The sequence below is a fragment of the Flavobacterium fluviatile genome, assembly GCF_010645065.1.
GTDB classification, from domain to species: domain Bacteria; phylum Bacteroidota; class Bacteroidia; order Flavobacteriales; family Flavobacteriaceae; genus Flavobacterium; species Flavobacterium fluviatile.
Genome location: NZ_JAADZW010000018.1, coordinates 71,400 through 91,119 on the forward strand (window position 1 = coordinate 71,400; position 19,720 = coordinate 91,119).

Here is a 19,720-nt window from a genome sequence, read left to right on the forward strand (position 1 = left end):
TTACATCACCTGCTTATCCTTTATTTTTCCGTATTTCGTTTACTTCCCTCTTTACATCTAAAATCAATTCTTTCAGGTCCTGAATTTCATTTAATTCCTGTTTCTTATCTGTACGCCCAATATTGCAGCGGTACTCCCAGATTTCTATAATGTCTGAGAGCCTGACTTCATAATTCGGATAGAAATTATTATCTGATTCTAAAACCAAAGCGTTTTTTTTATTTTTATTCAGACGCTTGTACACCATTCCTTCATTTTTAGTAATGAGGATGTAGGTTTTGCCGTCCTGTACATCTCCCAGCCTTTCTACATAACGCCCTACAATGATGCTCCCGTCTTCATGCGGCGGCATGGAATCACCTTCGACAGGAAACCCCCTGTGTTTGCCCGGTCCCAGAAAAGGAAGTGAAATCTGCTGGAGGCTTTCGATATATTCCGGGTCTGAGTAGCCATTGAGATAGCCTGCTTTTACTTTTTGTGTTACTATTTCTATAAAATTTTCCCCGCCATGATCTACGAGAATTGGCAGAACTAATCTGTTGCTTTCGAGTTTAATCAAATGCTGCATGTCAATTTTTCGGATATCAACCGAAAGCAGCAGATCAATACTCATGTGATAGTAGCGTGCTATTTTTTTTAAAATTTCATACGGAGCTTCAGAAGTACCGTCTTCGTATTTGACATACCTTCCTCTGGTAATGTGAAGGTTCTCTGCTAATTTTTCCTGTGAGATTTTTTGCCTAACCCTTAAAACCCTGATGTTATCTGAAAATAAGGACATAATCTGTTTGTTACAATTTATAACCACAAATATATAAAAAATTGTTATTATCTGTGCTAATTTTATGTTTTCCAAAAAGCAATGAAAATGACACTTTTTAACGATACCGAACTGTTTTCGAGCGGTACAGGAGGCAAAAAGCAGTTTGATGTTCCTGATGCCGACTTACTTTTAATCGACAACTTTTTCTCAAAAGAAGAATCCGATTATTATTATACTGTTTTGCTAAACCAAACGCAATGGCATGAATATGATATGCCTATGTACGACAAAATAGTTACCGCTCCCAGAATGATTTCGTGGTACAGTGACGCCAATTTAGACGGCCACAATTCCAGTGCAAACTGGCCTGATGAACTGCAAGATATCAGGGAGCGTGTTGAAAGGGAAACCCATATACAATTTAATGCCGTACTGCTCAATCTTTACCGAAACGGAAAAGACGGTGTGGGATGGCACAGCGATAAGACCAAAAGCAGTAACAAGAACATGGATATCGCCTCTGTTACTTTTGGAGAAACCAGAATGTTCAGGCTCAGGCACAAGTTTAGAAAGGAAATTCCGCAGATTGAAATTCCACTGCATCACGGCACATTCTTACTGATGGCAGGCGCTACTAACAGTTTCTGGCAGCATCAGGTTCCTAAAACCTCCCGTGACGTCCTGCCGAGAATTAACCTGACTTTCAGAAGGGTTAAATGATATTATTTATTGCTATTAAAACCTTTCTCGTTTAAAAAAAATATTCCTAATAATATTATTTGTTATTTTTTTTAGTAGTCCTTTTTTTATTGTTGTTTTTTTTCAAAAACGTCTAAAAAAAATAACCCCTTCTTTTTTCCTGTTAATTTTATCTTATATTTGACCGCCCGTTAAATCAATTATTATTAAGTGATTATTTACACGTAAATCCAACTGTAAATAAAAACTTAATTTCAACTTAACCTGTGTCAAATTTGAAAAAAATTACTTCTAAGTCTATTTATTGCGTATTTAGTTTTGTTTTATTTATAATCAGTAGTACTTCTTTTTCGAATACTAACGATACAATTGTAGGTCAAAAAAAAGATAAAGTAATCTTACATAAAGCTGCATCTGAACTTCATGTACTAACGAATTTTTCTGAACCTGCGACTTCCGAAAGCGAATTTACCAATGCTTTTCTCAAAAAGAATTTCCCTATTTCGGTACAGACTAATGATGATTTAAGCAAGGCGATGGCCACCTGCGAAGAAATCGACAAGAACATGAGCCTTCTTACTGATTTTTTAGAGCCCAACAAATTTTCTACCCTGCCTTTAGGAATAAAGAAGACGATTGGTGGAATACAGTACCTGCTAGGCATCAGTAATGCTAAATTTACTCCTGAATATACCGAATTAACCGCTTTTGTCAGAATTACTATCCCACAGGATGAAGATGGCAAACAAAAACAATTATTTTTCGGTGCTAATAATATCAAACTTTCGCACAAAGGAGGTTTAGTAGGTGACACTAATCTGGTTTTATTAGGTGATGTTCCGATTAAAATTAATGGTGAAAATTTATTGCTCGTACTCAAAGGTGGCATGGAAATGTCTACCGGCGAAGTTAAAAACAAAACCTATGTTACGATCGATTGTAATGGTTTTAAAGAGCTCGGTATAGATGCTGAAGTCGTTTTTTCGAGAAGCTTACTGGAACCGGTTGATGCAAGCTACAAGCCACTTCCTGATACAGAAAGAGTTAAAGCATCTTTTAAAACGGTTATCACCAATTGGAATGATATTATGGTAGAAGTATCCCTGCCAACATTTCAACTCACAAAATATAAAGGAACCTGCTTTGAACTCAACAAAGCTGTAGTTGATTTTAGTGATATCAGAAACTCCGGCAATATCGTCTGGCCACCTGATTACCAAAAAGATTATTTAGTTCCAGGAAACGAAAACCTATGGAGGGGATTTTATGTAAACTCCTTAAAAGTTGTACTGCCTCCTGAATTCAAAGACAAAGAAACCAATAACAGGATTAGCTTTAAAGCAACCAACCTGTTAATAGACAGAATGGGAGTTTCGGGTAATTTTTCTGCAGATAATGTTTTAGATTTAGGAAAAGGAAGTGCTGCAGGATGGCAGTTTTCCGTTGACCATATCGAAATGGAATTTAAAGCAAATGCATTAATGTTTGCCAAATTTAATGGCGCTATTGTCTTGCCTTTAACGGACAAGTCAAAGAAATGTTCTGCCAAATCCCGTGGCGAAATTGCCTATAATGCGCTTATAAACCCAATAGACAATGAATATCTTTTAAAAGCCGAAGTAAGTGAAAATGTCTGTTTTCAGGCATTTAAAGCTACAGCAAAATTCGATAAAGGTTCTTATATAGAATTAAAAGTAAAAGAAGGCAATTTTCTACCTAAAGCTTTCCTGAACGGAAGCATAGCCATAAAAGGCAGCAACAAACCAAATGCTGACCAGGAACCGGAAACCAAAAGCCCTGAATTATCAGGCATGGGAATCGCTATGGCACAGGGAACACAAGTAAAAACCACCGCTCCTGCCTCCACTACTCCTGCCCCTCCTGAGGAGGATGAAGATGAGAAAGGGGCTGTCGCCTTTAAAGGGATATTGTTTCAAAATTTAGAATTACAAACCGTAACCCCTATTTTTAAGGCCGATTATTTTGGTTATAAAAATGAAGCCGAAACCGACCCTAGCTCTTCTAAAGTCGCTAATTTCCCGATAACGATTCATGAGATTGCGCTTACGGCAGATGATGTATCCGTCTCCCTGAAAATTGATCTATCCGTTAATTTAATGAAGGACCAGTTTAACGGAAGAACCAAATTTAATATTGTCGGAAAATTCGGTAAAGATGAAGGGATACAGAAATGGAAATTTTCTCATTTAAAATTTGAGCGGGTAGACATTGCAGCCGATTTAGGCGGAATGAAATTCAAGGGAAGCATTGAGATAATGGATAATGACCCTGTTTACGGCAAAGGTTTCAAGGGATCCCTAAAAGCAGATTTTACAGGAGGCATATCGGTTGAAGCTAATGCTATTTTTGGTTCTACCACTTTCAGGTACTGGTATGTGGATGCTATGGTTGACAACCTGAATATCCCTGCCGGAGCCATTACTTTTAAAGGTTTTGGAGGCGGAGCCTTTTACCGAATGAAAAAAGACGGATTCAGCAACCGATTTGCGGCTTCCGGATCCAACTATGTACCGGATTCAGATTCAGGGCTTGGGGTTAAAGCCATGATAAAATTTGCCGGCACCGCAACTGCTGATGCTTTTTGGGGAGGCGCAGGTTTTGAAATTGCGTTTAATAATCACGGAGGTATCAACAGGATAAGCCTTTACGGGGAAGGCCATGTCATGCAGCCATTTGAAATTCCGGGTGCTGAAGAATTGACCAAAGTGTTAAAAGCGGTTACAGAAAATGAATCCCTGATGTCACAAGTTGCTCTTGAGGCATTAAAAACATCAGATTTATCAAAGGCGGCAGAACAGCTTTATCCTAATGATGTAAAAAACTCGATGGGTATCAATGCCTTTGCAGCTATAGAATATGATTTCAGAGCTAAAACACTGCACGGTTCCTTCGACTTATATATTGATACCCCTGGTGGTTTTATAAAAGGCCGCGCTTCCGGAAACAGAGCCGGGTGGGCCGTTCTACATTTCGGTCCGGACAAATGGTATATTCATATGGGAACTCCAACTGACCGTTTAGGTATTAAGTTAGCAGTAGGATCAATTGAAGTGGAAGCCGGAGGCTACTTTATGCTTGGTGATGATATTCCCGGAAGTCCGCCACCTCCAGCAATTGTTGCTCAAATCATAGGTGTTGATGTTGCCAAGCTTGACTATATGCGTAATGAAAATATGATTGCCGCAGGAAGAGGTTTTGCATTTGGAGCTGACTTTAGCATGAAAACAGGTAATATGAGTTTTTTAATGTTTTATGCCAGTTTTCAAGCCGGTTTTGGTTTTGATATCATGGTCAAAGACTATGGTGAAGCAGCCTGTAAAGGTTCCGGACAAATTGGTCTGAACGGATGGTATGCCAACGGACAATCCTATGCTTATATGCAGGGAGAACTGGGAATCAATATAAAATTATTCTTTGTACGAAAGAAAATAGCTATAATTAAAGGACAGGCTGCCGTTTTACTACAAGCAAAATTACCTAATCCATTGTGGATTCGGGGTTATATGGCCGGTAAATTCAGTATTCTGGGAGGGGCAATAAGAGGCAGCTACAGATTTAAGCTACAATTTGGAAAAGAGTGCGAATTTATAAATGCAGACCCACTCGCAGGATTGAAATCTATTGCTGACATAACACCAACCGAAGGTTCAAAAGACGTAGATGTTTTTGCTATTCCACAGGTTGCCTTTAATATGCCTATCGATAAAAACTTTACACTTGAAGATGATGCAGGAACCAAAACATATCGACTCAAACTGGAAGAATACACTATAAAAAAAGACGGAGTTCCTATAACTGGTACTTTAAGTACAAACACCTCCAAAGATTTACTAAGTTTTAATGCTACTGATGTGTTGCCTCAAAACTCTAACCTGACATTAACTGTAAAAGTAAGTTTTCAGGAAAATGTAAACGGTACATGGAAAACTATTATGGATCAGGGCCAGGTTGCTATAGAACATGAAGTAAGGAATTTTACAACTGGTGCAGCTCCTAAAAATATTCCTGTAAGCAATATTGCGTATTGCTATCCTGTTTTTGACCAAAAATATGTCTATCAAAACGAAAGCAAAGAAGCTTATATCGTATTAAAACAAGGTCAGCCTTATTTATTTGACTTAAAGCCGGGACAATCCCAAAAAGCTTTTTATAAAACAGGGAATAAAATTGCCAATAGTGCCATTAGATATAATAATGATTCAAGAAAAATAAGTATTGATATTCCTCTACTGGAAAATACAAAGCCATATAATTTATCCTTGATGACACTTGAACCTCAAAGTGATGCCAATGGTAATCTGACTGAAAATTACCAGTCCCAAAATCTCGAAGATGACAACAATATAGATGTAAAAGATAATGAGCTTAAAGAAGTTGTTTCCGGAGGAGAATCAATCGAATTGGTACAGTACAATTTCAATACCAGCCAATACAATACTTTTCAGGAAAAGATGGCCGCCAAAAAGCCTAAACAGACATTAGTAGAAATCATTTATATGGATGTCCATGCTTTGCAGTCTTTAAACAGTTCTACAGAGCCTTTTGATGAAGCAGAACTTATTGGTAATGCCAAAACCTTGTTTCAGCCGTTGGTAAGTACAGAAGCTATTTTGGATAACAATTATTACAACAACGAAATTTATCCACTAATTTATAAGGGATATCCTTTAGAAGCTGATTTAAAACTGAACAAAAGCAGTAATTTGGCTTTAGGCATTCCTCCTGTAAAGGGTGTAGAAACCATGGCCTGGTATCAGGATTATATATTTAACAACCCAACCAGTTTTATGCTGAAAGAATATCTCCCTTATCGTTACAATTTGCCATTTCATTTTAAAAATGATTTTATTGATTTAAGATATAAAATCGTAAACAAATATGTTACTACCAATAATCAGGCTATGATAGCGAAATACGATTATATCATCAATGGGGAATTTCCATATATAAAAAAAGGCACTTATAACATTAAACTAAATTATACCCTTCCGGGCGGTCAGGCAGGAACAAGTTCTATTTTTACTTTCAACAAATCAAATTAAGCATGAGAATCCAATTTTCAATCCTATTCCTTTTTATAATAGGTTTTACCAGTTTTTCCCAAAGTAAAAAAGATACTGTTTCACCTGAAAAGAAACCTGAAATACAAGTAATAGCCAGAGTACAAAAAGACAGGATCTTATTGAGATGGGCTGCAACGACGCCTATTGCCTGGAAAAAATTAAACACTTATGGCTATACTGTAGAAAGATATACCGTAACCCGCGATAATAAGACATTACCTCAGCCTGAAAAAGTAATTTTAGCAAAAGCATTTAAACCAGAACCAGCTGAAACATGGGAAAAAATTATTGAAAACAATGATAATGCCGCTATTATTGCCCAGGCCATTTATGGTGAAAGCTTTGCGGTAGAAGGTGGCGGTACCAGTACTATTGAAAGCATTGTAAATCTTTCTGAAGAAAATGAGCAACGATTCACATTTGCCCTATTTAGTGCCGATAAGGATTTTGAAATTGCCAAAAAAGCCGGTCTTGGCCTTGAAGACAAAAATGTGAAACTAAATGAAAAATACGCCTACAGGATATTATCAAATGTGCCGGAAAACGAACTAAGCATTGATTATGGTGGAGTGTTCGTTAGCTTAAAAGAATATGAGCCATTACCGCAGCCTATGGACTTTACTGTTCATTTTACAGATCAAAGCAGTATGCTGAGCTGGAATTTCAAAACATTGTCGCAGGTTTACGGAAGTTACTATATCGAACGTTCAACTGACAAAAAAACTTTTGAAAGAATTACAGATAAACCCTATACGAGCCTAAATCAAGAAAACGCAAATAATAATCGTATTTTTTACGTTGATTCTATTGCGAACAACAAACCATACAGTTATCGAATTCAGGGAATTTCTCCGTTTGGGGAATTAGGACCTTATTCCCAAATTATTACCGGAAAAGGAACTTCTATTTTAAAATTTGTCCCTCACCTGAGAGTTAAGGAATTTAAAGATGACACAACGGTAACCTTATCATGGGAATTCCCGGAAGAAGGCGACAGCGAAATCTCGGGATTTGAATTAAACCGTTCTGACAATGACGATAAAAATTATACTACCGTTGTAAAAAACATACCTCCCAAAAACCGCTCTGTTACGTATAATAAACTTTCTTCAACCAATTATTTTACTATTACCGCCATAGGAAAACAAGGGAGCAACAGGACTTCATTCCCTATGCTTGTTCAGCCCGTGGATTCAATACCTCCTGACAGACCTGTTGGTCTAACAGGTGTTATTGACAGTCTCGGAGTTGTAAAATTAACCTGGACCCCTAATAAAGAAAAGGATTTATTTGGATATCGTATCTATAAAGGAAATACTGCTCAGGAAGAATTCAGCCAAATAACCGTTAGTCCGCATGAATCTAATTTTTATACAGATAAGGTTATCATTAAAAACTTAAACAGCAAGGTATTTTATAAAATCATTGCTGTTGACAACCGCTATAATATGTCGGCATTTTCAGAAGTACTGATTCTTAAGAAACCAGATGTTATTCCGCCGACGTCACCAATATTTACCAATTTTGCAATAAAAGAAGGTTCTGTTTTCCTTGAATGGATTAACAGCCAGAGTGAGGACGCTGCCAGTCATCAGCTGTACAGAAAAGAAAATGACCAAAAAGACTGGAAATTAATTCTGGATACCAAAAATAAGGAAGAAAAGTATCAGGACAAAACCGTTGTGGAAGGCAATACCTACCGTTATGCGATTTTTGCCAAAGATGAGAGTAACCTGATTTCTAAACCATCGCCAGAGATCGCTATGTTTGTTCCTAAATACTCGGTAATACCTCCTGTAAAAGGCTTTTTTGCGCAGGCGAATAAAACCACCAATACCATCGACTTATCATGGGAATATCCTAATACTGAAGTGGGCAGTTTTGAAATTTACAAAGCTTCTGATACAGAACCTCTTCAGCTTATTCAGGTACTTGCCGGTAAAATAAAACGTTTATCAGATCCTACGATTACTATTAATACCACTTACAAATATGGTATCAGAGCGGTGTATAAAGATGGAAGGACATCTAAAATGGATTTCTTTAGTTTAAAATTTTAAATCGTCATAATAAATTGACTATGAAAAAACTTCTACTCTTTTTTGTTTTTATAAATTCTTACTGGACATTTGGACAGCTTACTTATAGTTTTGATGCTGAGTATTATTCGTGTGGAAACTATTATTCACAATATTGCCAGCCTAATACCACTATTACATCAACTGGATTTTCGGAACCTTTTAATGTTTTTTCCTGGAGTTTTGGAAATGCCAGCGATGATTACCACAGAGGCAGCAAATCATCCACTAAAAAAATTACTTCAACAATAGCAATTGATTATGAATTTATTCTTACTACGAATTATGATTATGATAACTCATTTTATACTTTAGATGCTAAACCGCCTGGAAGAGCTGTTTATGAACCCAGCTGCGGTTATTGCGATTACAAAAAAGACTACGCTAATGAACCCTGGAATAATCCGGGTGGCGCCAGATATTATAGTGAATCCAGAGGGCGTATTTTTTTTCAGGGAAGATATATTAACTGGAATTATGAAGCTTACAGGGAACCACAAAATACATCAGGAACGGCAGATACACAGGACTTTTTATCTGTAAAAATACCTATGACCAGAATGGCTGGTTCTAATTGCTATGACAGTGATTACTGTGTAGAATGCTCAGTTGTTACAGGAGGTATTGCCTATGATAGTGCTGATGATACCCCTGACGGTCAAATTATACTAAGTAACTTCCGCCCAAACGACTTAGTTATATCAAAACCCGGATATAATCCTTATGCTACGGGAGTTTACACACCACCTGAAATTTTAGCAGGTGAAACTTTTGATTTAATAGCATCAACTCCCAGCGTAAATACTACCATGTCGTTCCCCGATTTTGTATACCACTGGCAATATCGTCCAGAAGGAAGCCAGTCCTGGGAAGATGTTCCTAATACTGTTATAAACACATTACAAACCAACAATACTCCAAGACCAGTTTTCACTATGCGTGACTTACCTTGGGCTCCATTTGGAGCAATTGATTTCAGACTCGGTTATGGTCCTGATGACAGAGCTTTTACTACTGCCTATCGTATTATTTATAAACCCGGCGCACCGGTAATAACTAATATAGAATATGTTCCACCAAAATGTAATGGAAATGCAATAACAAGCATTGACGTATATTTTAACCGGGATTTAGTTTCGGGAGAATCTTTTTCGCTTTTTAGAATTGTCCCTTTTCCTAAAGTAAGCGGTGATGCCGTTAGATTTTCTCAGCCTGAAATAAAAAATCTTATTTATGATCCCATAAAAGATCAATACAAATATTCTTTCATAATACCAACGTCAAACAACACCTTAGAAAACAACAAAAAGTATGTTGTGGAATATCAAGCAGCATTAAACGGAGTTCCGAAAGGAACGATGGCTGAGGCACAACCTTTCCTATACCAAGACCCTGAAGAACTTACTTTTTCAATAGTACCTACAGATCCCTTATGCCATAATGGTGAAGGCGGTCTTACCCTAAATGTTAAAGGTGGATCCGGAGTCTATAGTTACTCGCTTGACGATGGTACTGCAATCCCGTTTACTGTTACAACCGTTGAAACCTCAACTACTACAAACAATATTACCACTATAAGCCGGACTGCGAGCCAGCCTATAATCTTACCTGTAACTGACACCAAAAAAAGTTATAAAATAAAAGTAACTGATAAACATGGGTGTATTGAAAAAACGCTTTAGTATATGAAAAAACTTTACTTCTTATTGTTTTTTTGCTTTTTTCTGAATGGATTTGGGCAAACACCAACATATACGTTCACCTACAGTATAGATTTTTTTGGTGATCTTGGCTGCCCTTCTAATTATTCAGCAGGAGATTATTATTGTTCTTTTAATGGTTATGTAGATCGCGATATCCTTCCTGATCCTGTTATAGGAAATGTTAAAACAAAATTTGTTACTTATACAAATGTACCTTCAAACCTAAATCAATCTAATTTTGAACTGACCTTTCATTGTGAATGCGAAGACGAAGAGTCGTACTATAATCCTCCCCGCCAGGAAAGGATTTATTTATTTCCTGTTGGCAACTTTATAGAAAATGGTTTATACAGTTTTACCAGTATGATTTGCCCTATTAGATTTTATAATGCTGACATAAAACCCAATAATCTCTCCATAAATAATATAGGCTCAAAAACTGAAGTGTGTGCCGGAGAAATGTTAAATCTTGCTGTAACACCAGATGGATTTCATAAAGAAGTTTATCATTGGCAATACTCTTTAGATAACAAGGCTACCTGGAAAGACGTACCTGCAAAAAAAGTTAATGGACTTGATATTACGAATGTAAAAACTTCCAATTTTACAATCTATGATATTTTGGGGGACGATCATGTTAATCATTTTGGGCCAATCGATTTTAGAATCGGCTATGGAGGAGGAAGTCTTACCCCTATAAATTACTCCAGTTATCATAATGATGGTCCAAGCAGACCTTTTTCAACCAATACTATCAGAATAAATTATATTCCTTGTGCTCCCGTTGTAACCGATGTGAATTATGAAGGTCCTAAATGTAATGGTGATGCTATACAAAAGCTAGAAATTTCTTTTGACAGACCTTTGGATGCTTCAAAGGGAGAGTCAATATATCAATTATATATAAGAGAAACAACAAACAATGCCTCTCCGATTAAAACAACGCCAATGTTTTCTGTAGGTAATGTAACATACCCTGATGATTCTAAAATTTATTCGTATTCAAACTTCTTACAATTTTCAGGTTTAGAAAATGGTCGCGAATACGAAGTAATGTATCAGGCACAAATGAACCACCCATTTAGCACTGAAAAAATACCAAAAGGATTAATGGTTTCTGCAAAGAAATTTACTTATAATGAACCTGCTGTCCTAAAATTTGAAATAAAAAAAGCAGATAACCCTATATGTTTTGGAGATCTTGCAGAAGTATCTATTGCTGTTACCGGCGGAACAGGTGACTATAAATTTTATGTAGATGGTGTAGAAAAAACAAGCCCTAAACCTGTAAAGGAAGCTGACGGTTATTATCATGTCAAAGGATTAGTCCCAACAGCGGTAAATAGTATTAAAGTAATGGATGAGAATAACTGCATTGAAAAAAATCCTTAGTTTATGAAAAAAATATGCTTATTATTTTTTGTTTTTTTCCTGAATAGTTATATACAGGCTCAGGCTACTTACGACATCGTTATTGCCTACGAGCGACAGCCATCGCCTGAAAAAGCTCAAGAGTACTCTAATACCTATCCCAGTGTTTCAGCTGAAAATCTATGCTGGGCTTTAAATGGTAACAGTAACAGATTGATAAAGATGAAAAGTAGTGACAACAATTACGACAGTCATATTGATGATAATCTTGGTTATTACATAAGAAAAACTTACGGATCAAATCTAACCTATATCAACTTTCTAAATGTACCTGCGGAGAGGGAATTTATCGATTATTTTATCGATGTTTCATTCGTATTTTATAATGGAAAAAATTTATATCATGTAGATTCTGGTGAATATAATATTGAGTTTAATAATTTACTAATGGCTGGCAATGTCAATGAATTTGATAAAATTCACACTTATATGGGAAATTTTTATGTAAAATCATTTAAACCAAATGTTTCTATAGCTTTCCCTCCAAACAGAAATCCAGCTACTGGAACTAAAACTATTTGTGCTAATGAGCAATTTGGGGTATATGCCTATCCCGAAGAGTTTCCTGCAGAAATTTATAACTGGCAATATAGTTTAGATAATAAAATTACATGGCGTGATGTACCCTCAGAATTTCATAAAGCTAATCCAGGTTTTACGATTAATGATCTTTTAGGAAATAATCATTTGAATTACCTTGGTAAAACTATCTACTTCCGTATGGGCTATGACTCAATGGTTTTTGCAGGAGGTACAGTATTTCCTTTAATCTATTCAGCCTGTGGACCAACTGTTTCAGAAGTTTCTTTTGAAGGCCCTGGATGCAATGGGGATATCGTAAAATCATTATCTGTAACATTTAACGAGAAACTGAATTCTGTTATAGGAGAACAATTGGCTTCAATTTCTGTTGTAGATATCAATAATGATTCAAAAATATTCATGCAGGTTGACGGACCTGTATCATATCCCGATGACAGCAAAAAATATACATACACCAATTTTCAACAATTAGAAACTGGACATACCTATAGGATAAAATATCAGGCACAAATACCAAATCCTAATGCAGCTTCAAATCCTATTATGAGAGGAGTTTTATATTCCCCGCCAGAATTCAATTTTACCTACACAGAACCTAAGCCTCTTACTTTTAAAGTCAAGGCAGATAATCCAATATGTTATAACGATAAAGTTGACATAACCATTGAAGCAAGTGGCGGTATCCCACCCTATTATTATGATCATCTAAACGGAGAAACTGAAATTATCGATGGGGTGTCACAGGTTAAAAGAATCCGTTTTGATTCTTCTGACATAAATAGAACCACAGTTGAATTAAAAGATTTGGAATTAAAAAAATACAACATCAAAGTAACTGATACCAATAAATGCATCGAGCAATAATCCTAAAATAAAACTATGAAAAAATATTTACTCTTACTATTGGTTTTCACAAGATTTTTGGGTTACTCTCAAACAACTCAGGCTACTGTCTCTGGCTTATCAGAAGGATCAAGAACGGTAACTTTTGTTAATCCTGTGCCTATTGAGATTGATGGAACTCCTACCATTATTTCAGCAACAGTATTTGGGGGAAATAATGGGGCTATAGTTATTACTTTTAAAGGCGGATCAAATAATTATAATTATATCCTCACAAAGAAAAATGTAATACCAAATACTCCTATTTCTGATTTGACAAAACTAACGGCAGGAGATTATATTATTATAGCAGAGGAAAAAGAATCCGGGTGTAAAAGCGAACCTTATGAGTTTACAATAAATCAGCCAGACAAGTTGGTTGTTACTATTGAAGGTACTGCAATAAAGTGTCATGGCGGAGACACAGGAACGCTTTCAGTTTTACAAACCCAAGGAGGAACTATAGGGACAGGTTATACGTATGAATGGTTTAAACACGATGGAAGTGAATTTGTAAGTACAGGCCGTACTGGAGCATCAATTTCTAAGCCATTGACAGCAGGAAGATATAAAGTAGAAGTAACCGATAAGTCTATTCCTGCTAATACTGAATCGTCTAATGAGTTTATAATAACCCAACCATCAGCTCCTATAACGGTAACAGAATCTAAAACAAATGTAAGCTGTAATGGAGGCAGTAATGGCACCATATCACTCACCATTAATGGCGGCACTGCCGGATATTCCATCCTTTGGAATGACGGTGTCATTACAACTCATATTGCAGGACAACCAGACAGAGCAGGTTTAGTTCCAGGAAATTATTATTACACAATCTCGGATACTAATGATTGTAAATACTATAGTACTGATGATATCATAATCACAGCTCCCCCAGTACTAAATATCTCTTCCATAACACCAACACAACCAACAAATGCAACCAGCAATGATGGAAAAATAACGATTACAGCTACCGGAGGAACAGGCGCTTATACCTACTTCCTTACCAAAGGAGGAATTACTACAAACTACAGCAGCAATACCATTACAAATCTTGAAAATGGGACTTATGAAGTTTTTGTAAAAGACGCCAATAATTGTACTTCTTTATCTTCTACAGTAAAATTAGAAGCATTGGCGGTAACTTTAGTAACCCAGCAAAATGTGTTGTGTTATGGTGTCAATACCGGTTCATTAAAGGTTCAGGCTAGCGGAGGAACACTTTCCAGTAACTCTGAGTATAAATATCAATGGTATAAAGGTGCTGATAAAATTGATAATGAAACAAATGCAGAGATAAAAAATCTTTCAGAAGGTTCTTATACCGTTCAGGTAATGGATGATAAAATGATTCCAGTAACTTCTATAACCTATACAATTACATCACCTGTACAGGAATTATCCGTTACAAGTAATGCTGCAACCCAGCAACAAAATGTTTCCTGTAATGGCGGAAATGACGGTAAAATTGAAATTAGTGTGAGTGGAGGAACATGCGGTTATACGTACAAATGGAATGATGGCCCAACAAGTAAAGACCGATCAGGCTTAACCGAAGGAACGTATTCTGTTACTGTTACAGATGCAAATGGATGCGAAAAAACACTAACCGGTATTGTAATTTCTGAGCCCGAAAAAATAACCATACCTACACCAGCAATTAAAGATGTTGCTATCAACGGTCAAAGTACGGGATCTATTCTGTTTCCTTCTGACCCATTGGGCGGAAATGGAAATTATAGCTACCAATGGACATCCAATAATGGTTATTCGGCAAGTACAAGAGATTTAAATGGCATAAAGGCAGGCACTTATTACTTAACGATATCTGATAAAGAATTATGTTTGTCAACTCCATATACTTTCACTGTTGATGAGCAGCCTAAACTGGAAGTTACTATAAAAGAATCTGCATTTATTAAGTGTAATGGAGATTCTAATGGCAGGCTGGTCGCAGAAGTTACAGGGGGAGTTGCTCCTTATAAATACAGATGGGAAAAGAATGGGGTCACACTATCCGGGGAAAATTCATCGAGCCTCCCAGCTATAGGATTTGGCGACTACAGCGTTTATGTAACAGATAGTGCAAACCCTGAGCCGGGACCATTTGCTGCTGCACAACAACTCAATTTTAAATTGACACAGCCTGACGTATTAAAAGTATCACTTGCCAAACAAACCAATGTTTTATGCCATGGTGACACAACCGGAGCCATCGAAATTGCTATTGAGGGAGGAACTGCTCCTTACACACAGCAATGGACTAAAAATGGTGTGATCTATACAGGTAATTTAAATCAGCTTGAAAAAGGCGAATACAATGTTATTGTTACCGATGCCGTTGGGCACGGATGTACTGCTACTCTCAACCAGCCTGTTACAATCACACAACCTGCTGCCCCACTACAAGTTTCAAGCCCTGGACCTGTTCATCTGAAGGGTTTTGAAACCGCTGACGGAAGTATATCTGTTACAGTTTCCGGCGGAACCCCAAATTATACTTATCAATGGCGTAAAGATACATCGGCAACGATAATTGGTACCGGATCTTCAATTACCGGTTTAGCTGCTGGCGTGTATCATTTACTTGTAAAAGATGCCAATAACTGTACACTACCGGAAATTAACTATACCGTTAATCAACCTGATAAGTTAGAGGTGGTTAGTTTAACCCAGACTCCTTTTACAGACATAGCCTGCAAGGGAAATCTTTCGGGAGAATATACCATGATAGTAAAAGGTGGTGTTAAAGAATACAGTTTTGAGTGGCGAAACACAACAACGGGAACAAAATATACTTCAACTGAGACAATTTTAGCAGAGTCAACGACTTCAAAAGCATCTGGTTTAGGGGCAGGTAATTATGTTGTTACCGTTAAGGATGCTAATAGCAATACCCTTTTTGGTACCAATACCTTTACTATCACTGAACCGGACCTATTGACTTTTACTTATACTACACAAAATGTATCCTGCTTTGAAGGCAATAATGGCAGTATAAAACTAAACATTTCAGGCGGAACGAAAAGTTCCGACATCACAAAACCTTACACTATTTATAGCAGCGGAACAATAGACTATCAAAATGGTATCATTTCGGGTTTAAGTGCCGGTACCTACATTATAAAAGTAGGCGATGCCAATAATTGCCAAACTCCTGAGCAAACTATTACAATTACAGAACCTTCTGCTTCAGTATATATTGCAAACAGTACTGTAACCCCTGCTACAGGTTTTGGACTAACGACCGGAAAAATAGCAATAACGGCTTCAGGAGGTACTATCGGATATAACTACCAATGGAAAAACAACTCAGGTTCTGTAGTGGGAGCCAATAGCCCGAATTTAATAAATGCAGCTGCGGGAACTTATAGCGTTTTGGTAACCGATGCGAGCGGTTGTACAGCTTCGGGTGTTTACACAATTGACCAGCCTGCAAAACCTGTTCTTACCGAAACACATCAGAGCTCAAAATGCAACGGTTTATTAGGTTCATTAGAAGCCACAGCAACGGGAGGAGCGACTTACAATCAGAATCAGGCGGACAGAGTTTATACTTATAAATTGAAGAATAAAACTAGCGGAGCTGTTAACTCGATCAGCGGGAATATTGCTAGTTTTACCAATATTGCTGATGGTGAGTACACCCTTACTGCTACTGACATAAGCGGAGTTGACTCAAATACTGTTGATGTACTTTTTACGCAGCCTACACCAATTGTAGTTTCTTTAGTTTCAAAAACCAACGTTAACTGTTTTGGAGATAAGGATGGTTCAATAACTATTTCCGTATCAGGCGGAACTCCGCTTACGACTGCCCCTGAATATACCTACCAATGGAAGAAAAAAAATACAGTAACCAATATCTACGAAAACTTTACTCCTACTGCATTAAACCAACTGTATGCAGGCATATATGCTATTGAAGTCCGTGATGCAAATTATAATGCCAGCGATGCTGTTCATTGTATTGGTATCCTCGAAGATATTGAAATCACACAGCCTGATGATTTTAAATTTGATATCGATAAAATAACTTATACGAATCCTACTGCATTGAATGGTAATGATGGTACACTACATTTTGAAGTTACGGGCGGAAAACCAAATTATGAATATAAGTTTTATACAAAAAATACTTCAGGAACTGAAATAATACTAAAAACGATTTCTGATAGTTCTTTAAAAACAGCAGATTTTACAGGGCTGGTTAAAGACCATTATTATATCTCCGCGAAAGATGACACGGGGTGTACAAAATATACAGACTTTGATTTCAGGGATAATCCATTAACCATTAGTGTAAACCAAACTCAAAATATAAGTTGTTATGATGCCAATAATGCTATTATAAAAATAAATGCAGATGGCGGATATGGGCAGAAAAAATATTCATGGTACAGAAATAATGCTTTATTAGTCAACGAGGACAATGATATTCTTTTGAATGCAAAACCGGGCAATTATTATGCTGTAGTAAAAGATTCCAAAAAGGTGGAAGTGACAAGTAACACAATTATTGTCACTCAGCCGGATCCGTTAGCCTTCACAACTACACAAGAACCTGTAAAATGCTTAGGGGACAGCAACGGAAAAATTACACTTACTGCTTCAGGAGGAAATGGAAATTTTAGTTATCGCTATTTTAATAAAGGAATATTAGTTAAAGACTGGCAAAGTTTTACCAATGCAACCAATACTACTATTTCAGATTTAGCACAAAGTGATTATACTATTTATGTTAAAGATTTTCAGGGATGTGAAAGTCCAAACGCTATTATCAAAATTACTTCTCCAACGGCATTAAGCAGCACTGCCAGCACATCTGCTGCTACCGGAAAAGGGCTAAGCAACGGATCTGCTGCTATTACTGCTCAGGGCGGTAACGGCAGCTATACTTATAAATGGTTTAAAAGTGACAATACTAATATCAGCCAAAATACTAACACAGCAACTAACTTAGCTGCTGGGAAATATTATGTGATCGTTTCAGATGCAAAAGGCTGTGAATTGACCTCGCCTTTATTAGAAGTAACAGAACCTCCATTGCTGGAAACCGTTATTGCTGTTCAAAATGTTATTTTATGTAATGGCGATAAAAACGGAAGCTTAAAACCAACCACAACCGGCGGATTTTTAAAACCCGGCGATTCTTATACCTATCAGTGGTTAGAGAATGGAAATCCAACTGTACTGGCATCAACTACTATTTTAAACGGGATAGGCAAAGGTTCTTATTTTGTAATTGCTACCGACTCTAACGGCAATAAAGCTACGAGCCCAATTTTAACGGTTACCGAACCTGCTGTTTTAGCCAATTCATTAACTTCAGACTACGTGCTTTGCGGGGATTTTAATGACTGGACAATTAATGCAACACCATCCGGAGGAACCCAGCCTTATAATTATGCCTGGAATACCGGAGCTAAAACAGCCAGTATTCAAAACGTTCCTCCGGGAAATTATTCTGTTGTTGTAAGTGATAGTCATGGCTGTACTATTACCAAAACCATTACACTGACAGCGCCTGTACATCTTGACGCTTCAGCAAATACAAAAATACCAACCTGCTATGGCGGTTCTGATGCAACAATTACAGTAACTCCTATTGCCGGAATTGCTCCTTATACTTATTTATGGAATACCGGTGAAAAAACAAATACTTTAAGTAACGCCCCGGCAGGAGACTATTCAGTTTCTATTACAGATTCTAAAGGCTGTGTTATTTCAAGAAATTATACCATTGTAGATCCTCCAAAAGATGTCATAAATCTTGGTGATGATGTAACACTGTGCTGGGAACAGACTCTGACAATTAACGCTGCTATAAACGATGACCAGGCGACCTATAAGTGGAAATCTGATAAAGGTTTCTCAAGCAACAATGCTATGATTACAGTTTCTGAACCTGCCAATTATACGGTGACCGTGACCAACAAATTAGGTTGTGAGGCTACTGATACGATTCAGATATTTAGTCAAAATACCGCTATTAGCGCTGAATTTGCGGTATCAAGTCAGGTATTTCAAAACGAAAAAATTGTAATTGTAGATATCTCTAATCCAGCTGCTGATGAAATCGAATGGATTTTGCCAGCCAAAGCAAATGTTATTACTAAAAATAAGGATTATGCTGAAATCAGTTTTAGCGAAGCCGGAACGTATGATGTTACTTTAAATACTAAAAAAGGAAACTGTACCGCTTTTCAGACGAAACAGATTCTGGTTACCGAAGGTGAATATGAAGGAAACCCTGATGACGAACCAATTAATGAGAAAAAGTTTGACCTGAAAATTTATCCAAATCCGTCACAGGGAATTTTTACAGTAGATGTAACTCTGGATAAAGTCATGCCTGCAAATGTAAAAGTTTACAATCTGAACAACAATCTGCTTATCGATTCGAAAACTGGAGACGGTAAGGATAATTACCTGTTCAATTTTAATCTGGGCGGACTTCCTCCGGGATTATATTTTGTACTCTTTGAATCGCAGCAAGGAAGCAAACTGAGAAAAATTATCATTCAGTAATTT

The 19,720-nt window shown here is 36.9% G+C and carries 8 protein-coding genes; 7 read left to right on the plus strand and 1 reads right to left on the minus strand.

Translation table 11 applies throughout. The features are described 5' to 3' along the window. Positions 1 to 13 precede the first annotated feature (13 nt). Complete coding sequence (locus GXM17_RS16255; RefSeq protein WP_163400408.1) at positions 14 to 781, minus strand: XRE family transcriptional regulator; 768 nt, start codon at positions 779 to 781, stop codon at positions 14 to 16. A gap of 87 nt (positions 782 to 868) precedes the next feature. Between GXM17_RS16255 and GXM17_RS16260 the strand changes: the two genes are divergently transcribed. The 7 genes from GXM17_RS16260 to GXM17_RS16290 all read left to right on the plus strand — a co-directional run bounded on the left by GXM17_RS16260 (position 869) and on the right by GXM17_RS16290 (position 19,717). Further along, positions 869 to 1,483, plus strand: coding sequence for an alpha-ketoglutarate-dependent dioxygenase AlkB family protein (locus GXM17_RS16260; protein ID WP_163400410.1), 615 nt, complete (start codon positions 869 to 871; stop codon positions 1,481 to 1,483). A 254-nt stretch (positions 1,484 to 1,737) separates the two neighbouring features. After that, positions 1,738 to 6,525, plus strand: coding sequence for a hypothetical protein (locus tag GXM17_RS16265; RefSeq protein WP_163400412.1), 4,788 nt, complete (start codon positions 1,738 to 1,740; stop codon positions 6,523 to 6,525). Positions 6,526 to 6,527: 2 nt separating this feature from the next. Further along, the gene (locus GXM17_RS16270) at positions 6,528 to 8,606 is read left to right on the plus strand and encodes a fibronectin type III domain-containing protein (protein ID WP_163400414.1); all 2,079 of its coding nucleotides are present in this window, start codon (positions 6,528 to 6,530) and stop codon (positions 8,604 to 8,606) included. Between the two features lie 20 nt (positions 8,607 to 8,626). Then, entirely contained in the window at positions 8,627 to 10,306 is a 1,680-nt protein-coding gene (locus tag GXM17_RS16275; protein WP_163400415.1) for a SprB repeat-containing protein, read from the plus strand. Positions 10,307 to 10,309: 3 nt separating this feature from the next. After that, positions 10,310 to 11,719: a hypothetical protein gene (locus GXM17_RS16280; protein ID WP_163400417.1), complete on the plus strand. Its 1,410-nt coding sequence runs from the start codon at positions 10,310 to 10,312 to the stop codon at positions 11,717 to 11,719. 3 nt (positions 11,720 to 11,722) lie between these two features. After that, positions 11,723 to 13,165 carry a hypothetical protein gene (locus tag GXM17_RS16285; RefSeq protein ID WP_163400419.1) on the plus strand — a complete coding sequence of 481 codons (1,443 nt, stop codon included), beginning with the start codon at positions 11,723 to 11,725 and terminating at the stop codon, positions 13,163 to 13,165. A 15-nt stretch (positions 13,166 to 13,180) separates the two neighbouring features. Then, complete coding sequence (locus GXM17_RS16290; RefSeq protein ID WP_163400421.1) at positions 13,181 to 19,717, plus strand: T9SS type A sorting domain-containing protein; 6,537 nt, start codon at positions 13,181 to 13,183, stop codon at positions 19,715 to 19,717. Positions 19,718 to 19,720 lie beyond the last annotated feature (3 nt).